At 70.1% G+C, this 13,235-nt stretch carries 9 protein-coding genes; 7 read left to right on the top strand and 2 right to left on the bottom strand.

Annotated elements, in window-relative coordinates; all coding sequences use genetic code 11:
- Positions 1-521: 521 nt before the first annotated feature.
- Genes ACQ86G_RS21590 through ACQ86G_RS21570 form a run of 5 tightly spaced genes read left to right on the top strand, consistent with a single transcriptional unit; the run spans position 522 to position 7,957 of the window.
- Positions 522-1,874, top strand: a complete 1,353-nt coding sequence (locus ACQ86G_RS21590) for an eCIS core domain-containing protein (RefSeq protein WP_431257229.1) — start codon at positions 522-524, stop codon at positions 1,872-1,874.
- A 58-nt stretch (positions 1,875-1,932) separates the two neighbouring features.
- Positions 1,933-2,409 carry a hypothetical protein gene (locus ACQ86G_RS21585; RefSeq protein WP_431257228.1) on the top strand — a complete coding sequence of 159 codons (477 nt, stop codon included), beginning with the start codon at positions 1,933-1,935 and terminating at the stop codon, positions 2,407-2,409.
- Positions 2,410-2,440: 31 nt separating this feature from the next.
- Positions 2,441-3,571: a prolipoprotein diacylglyceryl transferase family protein gene (locus ACQ86G_RS21580; protein WP_431257227.1), complete on the top strand. Its 1,131-nt coding sequence runs from the start codon at positions 2,441-2,443 to the stop codon at positions 3,569-3,571.
- A gap of 37 nt (positions 3,572-3,608) precedes the next feature.
- Positions 3,609-3,953 carry a hypothetical protein gene (locus tag ACQ86G_RS21575; RefSeq protein ID WP_431257226.1) on the top strand — a complete coding sequence of 115 codons (345 nt, stop codon included), beginning with the start codon at positions 3,609-3,611 and terminating at the stop codon, positions 3,951-3,953.
- On the top strand, positions 3,950-7,957 hold the full coding sequence (locus ACQ86G_RS21570) for a BadF/BadG/BcrA/BcrD ATPase family protein (RefSeq protein WP_431257225.1): 4,008 nt from the start codon (positions 3,950-3,952) through the stop codon (positions 7,955-7,957). The genes ACQ86G_RS21575 and ACQ86G_RS21570 overlap by 4 nt, the downstream gene beginning before the upstream one ends.
- Positions 7,958-9,147: 1,190 nt before the next feature.
- On the opposite strand, the gene ACQ86G_RS21565 is transcribed toward ACQ86G_RS21570, so the two are convergent.
- Positions 9,148-10,581, bottom strand: coding sequence for a hypothetical protein (locus tag ACQ86G_RS21565; protein WP_431257224.1), 1,434 nt, complete (start codon positions 10,579-10,581; stop codon positions 9,148-9,150).
- Complete coding sequence (locus tag ACQ86G_RS21560) at positions 10,578-11,690, bottom strand: hypothetical protein (RefSeq protein ID WP_431257223.1); 1,113 nt, start codon at positions 11,688-11,690, stop codon at positions 10,578-10,580. The genes ACQ86G_RS21565 and ACQ86G_RS21560 overlap by 4 nt, the downstream gene beginning before the upstream one ends.
- A 418-nt stretch (positions 11,691-12,108) precedes the next feature.
- On the opposite strand from ACQ86G_RS21560, the gene ACQ86G_RS21555 reads away from it, so the two are divergent.
- Complete coding sequence (locus ACQ86G_RS21555) at positions 12,109-12,555, top strand: hypothetical protein (protein WP_431257222.1); 447 nt, start codon at positions 12,109-12,111, stop codon at positions 12,553-12,555.
- Between the two features lie 347 nt (positions 12,556-12,902).
- A complete protein-coding gene (locus tag ACQ86G_RS21550) occupies positions 12,903-13,154 on the top strand; it encodes a hypothetical protein (protein WP_431257221.1) in 252 nt (83 codons plus the stop codon).
- Positions 13,155-13,235: the final 81 nt, after the last annotated feature.

The raw sequence follows: 13,235 nt of genomic DNA, 5'->3' as shown, positions 1-13,235 counted from the left end.
GCCAAGGCCCCGTCCCAGGCCGAGTCGTCCTCGTCGACCGCTTCGTCCGGACGCGGCGCCTTGTTGGCGGAGGACAGCGGCGAGGTCCAACCGGGACAGATGCGCAAGGGCGAGTTCCTCGACGCGCTGCGCGTCGACCTGTGCGCCGCCATCGACGAAGGGCTGGCGGGCACCGGGCGCGACTCGCAGGGCTGCCCGTGGATCGACCACTGGCTGGGTTACTACGCCGACCGCGGCGCCGCCCAGATCGAGCGGTCCCTGACCCGGTACGCACCGGAGACCGCCGGCGCGATGGACGCGCGCGACTACATCCGGGCGGTGGCGGCGCGGGCCAGGCGCAGCGCGCAGACCTACGCCAAGACCGGCCAGGTCACCGGCGTGCCCGAGGACGTGCCCGACGGTGGCGCGATGGGTGGCGACCTCCTGGGCGCGTTCGGCGGCATGTTCTTCAAGGCACGGCCGGGCGGGGCGCGCGAGACGGATCCTGTGTCGGTCCGCACGCAACTCGGCGGGGGCGCGCGATGCCCGGCGCGGTGCGCTCGCGGATGGAATCGGCCTTCGGCGTCGGCTTCGGCCAGGTGCGGCTGCATACCGATGCCCGGGCGGGCCGCACCGCGGAGCAGCTCAATGCCCGCGCCTTCACCGTCGGATCGCACGTGGCCTTCAACACCGGCGAATACCAGCCCGACAGCCTCGTTGGCCAGGCGCTGCTGGCGCATGAACTGGCGCACGTGGTGCAGCAGGGTCGGGGCGAGGCGCTGCAGCGCCACTCGCGCGCGGCCGGCGAGGGCACCGAGGCGCTGGAGCAGGACGCCGACACCGCCGCCGTCAGTGCGGTGGTGTCGATCGCGACGGGCGCCCGCAAGGGCCTTGCGAAGGTCGCGCAGGGCGCGATGCCGCGGCTCAAGTCGGGGCTCCGGCTGCAGCGCTGCGGCCGCCGCGACCCGGTGCCCAAGGCCACGCCGGAGATACCGATCACCGAGGAAGCGCTCGGCGCGCACGCGGTGTCCTGCATGATCGCCGCCAACAAGGGGCCGCACACCAGGGACTCGGGTGTCTGGTACGCGCAGGGCTACGAGTCCGCCTTCCCCGACGAGTGGGAGAAGGACTACGCCAAGGGCTACGCCAACCCCGACTACTGGGAGCGGATCGATACCTACCAATGGCGGCTGAAGAAGGGCCGCAGCGCCTCGGCCGGCGTGAAGGCCTGGCTGAAGGGCCTGACGATCGCCGAGTGCTACGCGACGGCCATCGTCTCGGAGGTCGACGCGGTGCGCGCCGGCATCGGGGACGCGAAGTTCGACGAGCTCTTCGGGTCGGAGGACACGCCCGGCGGGCTGTTGCTGGAGCTCGGCCAGAACGGCTCGAACGCGCTGTCCGACGGTGTCCTGCGGCACAAGAACGACCCCGACATCGGCACCATCGGCAACCGGCCGGCGGTCGTCGGTGAATGGCACTACTTCTACAACCATCCGCAGTACCTGCTGAAGCATCCGGCCGGCGTCTACCAGGGCGAGAACGCGATGCTGCGCAGCGACCGCGCGCCCAATGGCGACCAGTTGTGGGAGGGTCTCGGCCAGAAGAAGGTGACGGAGCGGCAGATGTACATGAACATGATGGCCGACTACAACCAGCCTCGGACGCAGTGGGACGAAGCGCGGCTCGACGGCATCCGCAAGGCCAACGGCGGCAAGCTCCCGGCGGCGTACGACCTCAACAGCGGCGTCTTCCCGGAGCGGCTCGCTTCGTACCAGGACATCCTCGACGCCCCGCCGTACACGATCCGGGGCAAGGAGCGCAAGGGCGGCTACAACCCCGGCGCCCGCAAGAACCTCGACCCTGACAAGGTGCAGGAACTGAAGGACATGCCATGAGCGACGCGACCCTGGTCTTGCGCGGCTTCGAGCAGCGCCCCCGCCGTTCGTCGATGCGTTGCTGGACGTGGCGCTGGCCAACACCGGCGCGCAACCGCTCTGGTTCGTGCTGCCGCTGATCCTGGAGACGCCGGGAGCGCTCGGACCGCTGTTCGCCTCGGCGGTCGAGGTGATGGAGCTGCCGGGCCCGGGCCGCGTGCGGATCGCGCGTTTCCTCGGTCCGGGCAGCTTCCAGCTGCTGCGCCTGGCACCCGGCGTCCGGGTGCGGGTGACGGGGCTGCCGGTCACGCTGACCGGCGCGCGGCCACGCGATTCGCTGACGATCCCGATGCTGGCCGCTCAGGAACTGCACCTGGAGGACCGGCTCATCGAGCAGTGGCTCGGCATCGACCTGACGATCGCGTCGGACGCCGACGCCGTTTTCGAGGACGGCGGCATCGTGGCCAGCCAGGACACCGAGGGCGTCCGGGCGTTGCCGGTGCGGGCGTCGGGCGTGCAGTCGATGGCCAGGGTGCTCACCCTCGGCGGCAGTTGAAGTCGGTTGCCACGCAGGATGGAGTCGCGCCATGTCCGCCCCACGCCCTGGATCCTGGCCGCCGCCGCGGATGACGATCCTTGGCCGCCGCGTGTCGAGCTTCCAGGTCTGCGGCGCCGTCGGTCTGGTGGTGGCCACGACGCTGGTGTCGGTGCTGACCTGGCACCTGCGGCTGCCGCTCTGGATCGTCCCCTGCCTGCTGGCCAGCGGCCTGGCGACCGCCTTCGTGCTGGCGATGGCGACCAAGGTCCTCACCGGTCAGGAAACACTGGTCTTCTATCACCACGAGATCGCCATCCTGGCCACGAGCGCGCTGCTGCTGCAGGCGCTGGGTGCGCCGGTGCTGCGCGTGCTGGACCTCAACGCGCTGTGGCTGGGCGCCTTCCTGGTGTTCGGGCGGCAGGGCTGCCTGATGGTCGGCTGCTGCCATGGCCGGCCGCACCACTGGGGCGTGCGCTACAGCGAGTCGCATGCCGGCGAGGGCTTCCCCGCCTGCTATGTCGGCGTGCGGCTGTTCCCGGTCCAGGGGCTGGAGTCGCTGCTCGTCGCCGCCATCGTCGTCGCGGGCAGCGCGATCGCCTGGCGCGGCGCCCCGGCGGGCAGCGTGCTCGCCCTGCATGGGGTCAGCTATTGCGCGGTGCGGATCGGGCTCGAGGAACTGCGCGGCGACGCGGCCCGGCCGTACTGGGGGCGCTTCTCGGAGGCGCAGTGGACCTCGGCCGTGTTGATGGCAGCGGTGCGCGCCGGCGAATGGCAGGGCCGGCTGCCGCGCGCCGACTGGCACTTCGGCGTGGGCCTGGCGACGGCGATCGGCCTGGCGGTGCTGGCGCTGACGGGTCGCGCGCGGCACCGCATCCTGGCGCCCCGTCACGCGGACGAGGTCGCGCGGCTGCTGCAAGCGCTGGCCCGGTCGCCGCACGGACCGATCGCGGTGCGGCGCACCTCGCAGGCCTTCGGCGTCTCGTGCCAGGCGCTGGGGTCGGTGGACGGCCGCCCGTCGACGCTGTACGCGCTCTCGCACGCGGGACGCGCCCTGGATGACCGGGAGGCCCGCGTCCTGTCCGGATTGATCGCGAATCTGGTCGGCGCGCGCGGCGCGCGGGCCCTGCTGCGCGGCGCGCGCGGCATCTTCCACCTGATCGTGCGGGACACCCCGCGCTGATCCCTTCCGCGGCTTCCGCGGCTTTCGAGGAGACACCATGCCGGACCTCAATCCCGAACCGCTCCGTCTCGCGGCACCGCCCGTGTCGTCGCGCGGCGGCCAGGCCGTCTGGGCCCGGTCGGTGCTGCGGCTGCAGCGCAGCGTGGGCAACCGCGAGGTGGTGAGGATGCTGGGGCTGTCGCCGGCCCTGCCGGTGGTGCCGATGCCTGACGGGCCCATGCAGGAAGCGCCGGCGCAGGAGGCGCCGTTGGCCTTGGTGCCGGCGCCCGCGGCCGCGGCCGCGGCCGCGGCCTGGCAGCGTCGCCTGCAGCTCGCGTGGCGGCGGTTGCGCGGCCTGCCGCCGCCGGACGAGACCGTCGTCCTGATCGAGGAGCGGCGATGACACGCCCCGAATCGCGTCCCGACCTGCGGATCCTGGGCATCGACATCGGCTCCACCACCGTCAAGACCGTGGTCGTCGACGCGGCCAGCCGCGAGATCCTCTGGTCCGACTACCGCCGCCACGAGACGCGGCAGGCCGACGCGCTGGACGCGCAGTTGACCGCGATCGAGGCCCGCTTCGGCGAGCTGGACGCCGACACCACGCGCGCCTTCGTCACCGGTTCCGGCGGTCCGCCGCTGGCGCCGCTGCTCGGCGCGAAGTTCGTGCAGGAGGTCAACGCGGTCACGCTCGCCGTCGAGGCCCTGCATCCGGACGTGGGCAGCGTGATCGAGCTTGGCGGCCAGGACGCCAAGATCATCATCTACAAGCCCGCGCCGACCGGCGCATCGGGCGCATCGGGCGCGGACCGGCGCGTGATCGCGTCGATGAACGACAAGTGCGCGTCCGGCACCGGCGCGACGATCGACAAATGCGTGCTCAAGGCCGCGCTCGCGCCCGAGGTGCTGGGCACGCTCGCCTGGGAGCCCGCCAGGCTGCACCCGGTCGCGGCCAAGTGCGGCGTCTTCGCCGAGACCGACATCGTCGGCCTGCTCAAGGCCGGCATCCCGTCGGTGGAGGTCATGTGCTCGCTGGCCGACGCGATCGTGGCGCAGAATCTCACGGTGCTGACCCGCGGCCACACGCTGCAGCCGCGCGTGCTGCTGCTGGGTGGTCCCAACACCTACCTGCCGTTCCTGCAGGCCTGCTGGCGCCAGCGCATCGCCGAGCTGTGGGCCTCGCGCGGGATCGCGTTGCCGACAGGCGCCGCGATCGAGGACCTCGTCCTCGTGCCCGGGAACGCCGCGCTGTATGCGGCCTACGGCGCCGCGGTGTACGGGATGCAGGAGGCGGCGGACATCGGCCGCTACGCCGGCGCAGGGGCGCTGCGCGCCGCTATCGCGCGCGGTCGCGGCGCGCGCGTGCTGCCGGCGCAGGGGCCCGGGCTGGTGGCCAGCGACGAGGAGCGCGACGCCTTCATCGAGCGCTTCCGCCAGGTGCCGTTCGTACCGGCGGTCTTCCCGCCGGGCCGGCGGGTGCGCGCCTTCCTCGGCATCGACGGCGGGTCGACCTCGTCCAAGGCGGTGCTGGTCGACGAGGACGGCGAGGTCCTCTTCAAGGACTACCAGCTCTCGCGCGGCAATCCGCTGGCCGACGTGCAGGAGATCCTGCGCCGCGCGCGCGGCTTCGTGGCCGGGCAGGGCGCGGTGCTGGACGTGCTGGGCGCCGGCGCGACCGGGTACGCGGGGGACCTGCTGGAGGAGACGCTCCAGGTCGACGCCAACATCGTCGAGACGGTGGCGCACATGATGTCGGCGCGTCAGGCCTTCGACGATGTCGACGTGGTCTGCGACGTCGGCGGCCAGGACATCAAGGTGCTGTTCATGGCCGGCGGCGAGATCCGCAACTTCCGCCTGTCCAACCAGTGCTCGGCCGGGAACGGCATGCTGCTGCAGGCGATGGCGAGCCAATTCGGCGTCGCGCTCCCCGACTACGCGGCGCTGGCCTTCCGGGCGCGGATGAGCCCGCGCTTCAACTACGGCTGCGCCGTGTTCCTCGACACCGACCGCGTGACCTTCCAGAAGGAGGGCTACGGCAAGGAGGAACTGATGGCCGGCCTCGCGCTGGTGCTGCCGAAGAACATCTGGCAGTACGTCGTGCAGTTGCCGCGGCTGGCGGAGCTCGGCCGCGTGTTCGTGCTGCAGGGCGGGACGCAGCACAACCTGGCCGCGGTGAAGGCGCAGCACGACTACCTCGTCGAGCGCGTGCCGGGCGCGGTCGTGCGCGTGCATCCGCATTGCGGCGAGGCCGGCGCCATCGGCGCGGCGCTGGAGGCGCGCCGCGTCGTCGCGCGACGCGGCCACAGCCGCTTCGTCGGCGTGGACGCGGCGATCGGCCTGGCCTGGACCTCCCGCAGCGACGAGGGCACCGTCTGCCACTTCTGCGCCAACGCCTGCCGGCGCACCTTCATCGACGCGGCGACCCCGCAGGGCCGCAACAGCCGCTACATCGCCGGCTTCTCCTGCGAGCACGGGACCGTCGAGTCCAAGGACGCGCTCAAGGCGCTGGTGTCGCACCGCAAGTCGCTGAAGGCGCAGTTCCCCAACCTGGTCGACTACGAAGCCGGCCTGGCGTTCAAGGCGGGTGCCGCGCCGCGACCGTTGCCCGAGGCCGGCTCGCCCGTCGATCCGGTGCGACGCTCACGCGGTGGGGGAGCGGCCGCGCTGCTGCCTTGGCGCGCCCGCGCGGCGCGCGGCTTCGAGCGCTCGGACGGCGCGGCACGACGGGCCGGCCTGCGCATCGGCATGCCGCGGGTGCTGAACATGTACTCGACCGCGCCGCTGTGGCGCGCCTACTTCGAGGCGCTGGGCGTGCCCGCGCGCCAGATCGTGTTCTCCGACGTCACGAGCGGGGAGCTGTGGGAGGCCGGCAGCCGCTACGGGGCCATCGATCCGTGTTTCCCGTCGAAGGTGGTGCAGGCGCACATCCACGACCTGCTGAAGGTGAAGCACCGGGAGCGGCCGCTGGACTTCCTGTTCTTCCCCTGCCTGACGCATGTGCCGAGCTTCGTGCGCGGTCTGCCCGACACGACCGCCTGCCCGATCGTGGCGGGCGTGCCCAAGGTGATGCGCGCGGCCTTCACGCAGGAGGTCGACCACTTCGCGCGGGACGGCGTGGTCTATGTCGACCCGGCGATCTCGCTGTGCGAGCCCCACTTCATGAAGCAGCAGATGTTCGAGGCCTGGGGCGAGCGCCTGGGCATCACGCGCGACGAGAGCGACTTCGCCGTCGACGAGGGGTGGGCGGCGCTGCGCGCCTTCGACAGCGAGATGCAGCGCCGCGGCATGCAGCTGCTGGCGCAGCTCGAGGACGAAGGACGGGTCGGCATCCTGTTGCTGGCACGGCCGTATCACGCGGATCCGGGACTGCACCATGGCGTGCTCGACGAGTTCCAGGCGCTGGGTTACCCGGTGCTGTCGATCCGCTCCATCCCCAAGGATCCCCAGTGGCTGGCGCGCTTCTTCGCCGGGGAGGGCGGCGACCCGCTGGGCGTGGCCGATGTCTGGCCCGAGGCCTACTCGACCAACAGCGCCGAGAAGGTCTGGGCCGCCAAGTTCGCCGCCCGGCATCCCAACCTGGTGGTGCTGGACCTGTCGAGCTTCAAGTGCGGCCACGACGCACCGACCTACGGAATGATCGACAACATCGTGGCGGCGAGCGCGACGCCGTATTCGGCGCTGCACGACCTGGATGCCAACAAGCCGTCGGGCTCGCTGAAGATCCGCGTGCGCACTTATGGTCATACGCTGCAGCGCCACGCGGAGCGGTTGCAGGACCTGCATGCCGCGAAGGACGAGCTGGCGCGCCGCATCGAGGCGAAACGGCGCGAGCTGCGCGCGCGAGCCCGGGCAGGGGGCCAGAAGGCGAGGGGCGGGGCGAGGGGCGGGACTACGCGGCGTGGCTGGGCGAGGAGACGGTGCCTCGATTCGAGCCCCTGGAGCCGACCACCGGTCGGGCTTGCGACACCGCGGTCAAGGTCCATCCGATCACCATCCATCGGAGAGCGTCATGAGATCGATGGACGAGGGCGATCGCCCGGTGATCTGGCTGCGCGACGAGCTGGCGCGAGCGGCGGAGATCGAACGCGAACTCGAGGCCTTCGAGCGCGAGGAGCGCGCGCGACTGGGACTGACCGAAGCGCCGGTGACGCAGTGGCGGGACCCGGCGCCGCGGCCCTTCACGCGCGACGAGCGCGCCGGCACGACGCTGTTGTGCGGCGGTCTGACGCAGGCGCAGGACCTGCTGATCCAAGGCGCGCTGCGGGGCATCGGCTATCGGGTGGAGGTGCTCGGCACGCCGGACAACGAGGCCTTGCGTGTCGGGCGCGAGTTCGGCAATCGCGGCCAGTGCAATCCCACCTACTTCACCGTCGGCAACCTGGTCCATCACCTGCAGCGGCTGCGTGACGAGCAAGGCCTGACCCCGCGCGAGATCGTCGAGCGGCATGTCTTCGTCACCGCCGGGGCCTGCGGCCCCTGCCGCTTCGGGACCTACGCGACCGAGTACCGCAAGGCGCTGCGCGATGCCGGCTTCGAGGGTTTCCGCGTGCTGCTGTTCCAGCAGCAGGGCGGACTGCGACAGGCCTGCGGCGAGGGCGACGGGCTGTTGCTGGACCGGCGCTTCTTCTTCGCGCTGCTGCGCGCGGTGGTGGCGGGCGACGTGCTCAACGCGATGGGCTACCGGCTGCGGCCCTATGAGCGCGTGCCGGGCGCGACGGCGGCGGCGCTGGAGCGCTGCAAGGCGATGCTGCATGACGCGCTGGCGGCGCGCGGCAGCGTCCTGGCGGCGCTGTGGCGTTGCCGGCGGTTGCTGGGCGCCATCGAGCTCGACCGCGCGCGGGTGAAGCCGAAGGTGTCGGTGATCGGCGAGTTCTGGGCGATGACCACCGAAGGGGACGGCAACTACCGGCTGCAGGCCTTCCTCGAGTCCGAGGGCGCCGAGGTGCTGGTGCAGCCGGTCACCGCCTGGCTGCTCTACAACCTCTGGCAGATGCGCTGGGACACCCGGCGGCGCATGACGCTCACGCGGGACGATGGCGGCCGGCATGGACTGGCGGGCAGGTCGCCGTGGCGGCGGCTGGCGGCGGCGCGCGCGGCGGAGGCCGGCCTGCGGGGCTGCTACGCGATGTACGCCGCGGTGCTGGGCCTGCCGGCGCGCCGGCTGTGCAACCTCGACGAGATCGCGACGCTGTCGCACCCGTTCTACGACAACCACCTGCGCGGCGGCGAGGGGCACATGGAGGTCGGCAAGCTGATCCAGAGCGTCACCGCACGCAAGGCCCACATGGTGGTGAGCGTCAAGCCCTTCGGCTGCATGCCGTCGTCCGGCGTGTCCGACGGCGTGCAGGCGCTGGTGACGGAGAAGTACCCCCAGGCGATCTTCTGCAGCATCGAGACCACCGGCGACGGTGCGGCCAATGCGCACAGCCGGGTGCTGCGCGACTTGTTCAAGGCCAAGCGGCTGGCGGCTGCCGAACGGGAGATCGGCATCAGCGTTCGTTAAGCTGCCATTTTCTCCCGGCGGCTGAGATCAGAGGGCCCGGCCAGCCCTTGGCCATCGATGGTGACGTCCTGGCCGGGGCCCTCGATGGCAACGATCACGGGTTGGCGCCGCCCACCAAGGTGTTGCCGCTGAACACGGGAATGCGCGAGGTGACGACCGCCGTGCTCGCGTTCAGTCCGGCATGCGAGTAGTCGTTCGCCGCATTCCACACCGGGGCCCAATCCGACAGGCGCAAGGTGATGTTGTAGTTGAGCGTCACGCCGGCCGCGAGCTGGTAGCTGCCGAAGTCCAGCTCCGCGTAGTACACGTTGCCGGCATACGGCTTCAAGGCGCTGCAGGAGAAGAGCGGCAGGCTGGAGCCAGATCGTTCCTCGCAGACCACGGTCGACGGCGCGTGGTTGCTGGCGAGCAATTCCGAAACGTCGACGTAGAGGCGGGCCTTCAGGTTCGACAGCGGCGCGGTACCGCGGTTGCGCAGCGCGAGGTTGTATTTCGTCTGCTTGCCGTCGTCCTGGTTCAAGACCGCCTTGACTTCGATCTGGCCCGGCGCAGGCGCAGGCGCAGGTGCAGGTGCAGGTGCAGGTGCAGGTGCAGGCGCAGGTGCAGGCGCAGGTGCAGGCGCAGGTGCAGGCGCAGGTGCAGGTGCAGGCGCAGGCGCAGGCGCAGGCGCAGGCGCGGCGACGTTCAGCAAGAACAGCGACGCGCTGGCGCCATCGGTCCGGCTGCTGTTGACCCCATTGCGCGGGCTCATCGCGTAGTCCAGCGTCTCGCCACCGCCCCAGTCGGCGAGTTTCGCGCCGGGCGCGGTCTCCAGGTGCTTGTAGACCGCCTCGTTGCCCGAATCGACGCCGAACTGGAAGATCACGTGCTGCCTGCTGCCGTCGGTCCTGTAGTACGGCAGGTAGTCGGAGTCGGTGCCGTTGAAACCGTCGCCGATGCGGTCGCCGTTGGCGTCGCGCTCCTTCTTCATCACGTTGTTGTAGAAGACGTTCTTCGGCCCGGTGGCCCCGGCCCAGTGCGCCTTGCGGCCGGTGGACCAGTAGACCGGATACCAGGTCCCCGTGTCGCCGGCGCCGCCTTCGCCGCCGCAGTTGGCGGTGCAGCTGCCCGACGAGTGGTTGAAGGGCACCTTGCTCACGTTGAGCTCGATCAGGTTGTTGCGTTCCCAGCCGCCGTGCAGGTTCAGGTCGCAGTCCATCTGGTTGGCGATCGCCACGTTGCCCGAGGCGGCCCACTGGAAGGTGAAGTGGCGCACGTTGCTCAGCCGGTTGTTGGCGTAGAGCGAGTCCCACACCTTGCTGCCGCGCATGTAGCCGTTGCCGCCCTTGCCCTTGTTCCAGGCGCCGTCGATCGCGTTGTCCTGCACCTGGATGTTCTTGGCGAACTCGGTGACGATCGGATGCGAGCCGGTCATGGCCAGCTTCACGTCGCGCACGAAGGCGTCGGCCACCCACTTGAAGACGATGCCGTGCATCGCGTACTCCGGCGCGAGGTTGCCGTAGTTGTGGATCGCCTGGGCGGGCGTCACCGCATAGTTGCCGCCCCCAGCTTGGGCAGGCCGTTGAGCGCCATCTCGGCGTAGAGGTTCGAGAAGCCGACCCCGCGCACCACCTGCAGCGGCACGGCCTTGCTGTAGTACGCGACCCCGGGGCCTCCCTCGGTGGAGGGCAGGGTGGCCGATCCGTCGGCCACGTTGTCGCGGTTGAGATCGAACTCCAGCGGCTTGTCGAGGGTGAGCGTGCGGTTCGCCGCGTCCACCGCGACGACCTTGAACATCTGCGACTTCATCAACCCGTTCACGCATTCGTCGGGCGTGGCCGCGCAATCGGCGCCCATCTCGTCGACGAACATCTTGCGGGTGTTGGCGGCCGCGATCAGCACGTAGCCGCCGACGCTGAAGCGCGACATGGCCGCAGAGGTGTCCAGCGGGATGACGGTGGCGCCCTTCAAGGCGGCGTAGGGCGCGCTCTGCCGCACCTTCACGCCGGCCTTCCAGTGCTGGTTCACGCTGCCTTCGAAGATGTCCTTGCGGTTGGCCGGCGCGGCGGCGTAGTCGCTCGCGTAGTCGGCGTGCACGGCGGTGGTCTGCACCCGGAACATGCCGCGGCCGGGCCAGGCCCAGCCCATCTGTCCGGCGCCCGAGCCCATGCCGGCCATGTCGGGCTGGCTCTTGTCCGCGCTCAGCACGTCGTAGCGGGTGTTGGCGTCGGGCTTGAAGACCAGCCTGGTGCCGCTGGCCGGGTCGCTGCCGGCGCCGACGATCCACAGGTAGCTGGAGCGGACGTGGATCTCGCGCGAGAGGTTGAGCGTGCCGGCCGGCAGCACCAGCTTGCGGTAGGCGTGGGGTCCGCCGCCGGCGCCGGAGTCGATGGCCGCCTGCAGGGCCGCGCTGTCGTCGCTGCCGTCGTTGGCGGTGACGCCGAAGTTGACGGCGAAGATCGTCGTGGCGACGTCGGCCTCGGTCGGCAGCGTGGCGCCTTCGTCGTAGCCGGCCTTGCGCCAGTCGTAGAGACCGGGCAGCGGCATGCGGCGATTGCCGGCGCTCAGGTCAAGCGCTTGCGCAGAAGCGCCGAGGGCCAGCACGGCGGCCATGACGGCCGTCTGCCGCCAGTGCGGGGTACGGTGGAAAGGCTTCACGGGAGGTCTCCTTCGCCAGGGGCGTCTAGTCGGAAGTTAAACGCTTAACTTCGGCAGCGAAGGCTACGGGCGAGGCCAGGGACTGTCAATGTCGAGCCAGTACGAGGTGTAAGCCGATGAACGCCATCGGGACCGCGGCGACGGACATGCCTCGAAACGGGTAGCGTCTGTGCGCGTTTGGACGCATCGTTCCCGGCGTCGAGCGCCGGCTCATCGTGGGCGCGCCGAGCGCGGAGAACGCGGAAGGCGAGGGTAGTCCCCTGACCACGCGTCGCACTACCTGGCCTCCCTGGCCTACCTGCTGATGGCGCTGACTGGGCAAATAGATAGACTACCGACGCTCCACCGACAGTGCGGTCGAAGCCATCGCGCTTGATGCCGCCGAAGCACAAGAGCAGGCCTTGCGAGGACACGCGCCATGAAACGATCTCAGTTCACTCTGCTGATCATCTTTTCTGTTGTCATCGTCAACGCGGCAGTGTGGCCAATCATCACTGCCTTTGTCCGCGTGCCTCAGATGCAATGGCCATACTTGATCAGCACGTCGGTCTTGACCAGCTTGTCACTGATCGCGCTGTTCCTCCACGGCGAGCGCCGTCGGTGGACCGCCGTGGTGGTTGGAGCGGTGGCGGGATATCTGTCTTCGCTTCTTGCTCTGCAGGTTGCGAAGTACTTTGACCCACATCGAGAGGCCGCGAAGTTCAGCGACGGCTCGTATGGCGCGGTGGACGCGCTGGTGATTGAGGCGACTCTTTGCGTTCTATTGGGCGGCTGGCTTGCAGGGGCGTTGGGCGCATTTTTGGCGCGACAGTTTCGACGCGCAACGCCCGGTGCGGCGACTCCGTCCGGGCGGAGCGTCGAGTGATGTCCAGCAGAGCGGATCTGGCTGAGCCGGGACCAGCCTTTGTGCGTTTCCATAACGTCACATAATGCACATTGTCAGCCTTTTAAAGCTGGCGGCTGAAGCCCTGTTTTATCGTCTGATCGCCGTTCGTTAGCGCACATACGCTGGGACGTCAATAAGAACAACTGACGTTAGACGTCTTCGGGAGCTTCATGTTAGGGGGTCAAATTCCAGCCGGGATGCCGGCTCTGTCGGTGCTTTTGTCCGACTTTTCCCGTCCTTCCGCCGCCAATCTGGCACGCACATTCGGTGTCTCACGGAGCACCGCCCACCGTTGGCTCAAGGTCGACCGCGCACCGAGGCCGGTCATGCTTGCCCTGTATCTGGCGGCACCCAGCTACGGCCAGCGGGAGGCCGCCAATCGCGTCCAGCACGCAGAGGAAGGCCGACGCCTCGCCCTCCAACTGGTGGACGCGATGCGGTGCGATAGGACGGCCCTGGAGCGCGAGCTGGCGCGCCTGCTGGTGTTGGGGGACTTCGGTGCGGCCAACACGCCAAGCTTCAGCGCGCCATTACCGGCCCAACTTCTCGCGCGTCCGGTGCCGGCCCGCCAGTTCTGACGCTGCTGGATCCACCTGGTAGCACCGTCAGCCATGACGCTGGTCGACGCGATCGCACATCGCTCCCGGTGGCGATGTCGC

Source organism: Roseateles chitinivorans, from assembly GCF_050632145.1.
Taxonomy (GTDB): Bacteria; Pseudomonadota; Gammaproteobacteria; order Burkholderiales; family Burkholderiaceae_C; genus Roseateles; species Roseateles chitinivorans_B.
This window is presented reverse-complemented; position numbering and strand designations above follow the sequence as displayed.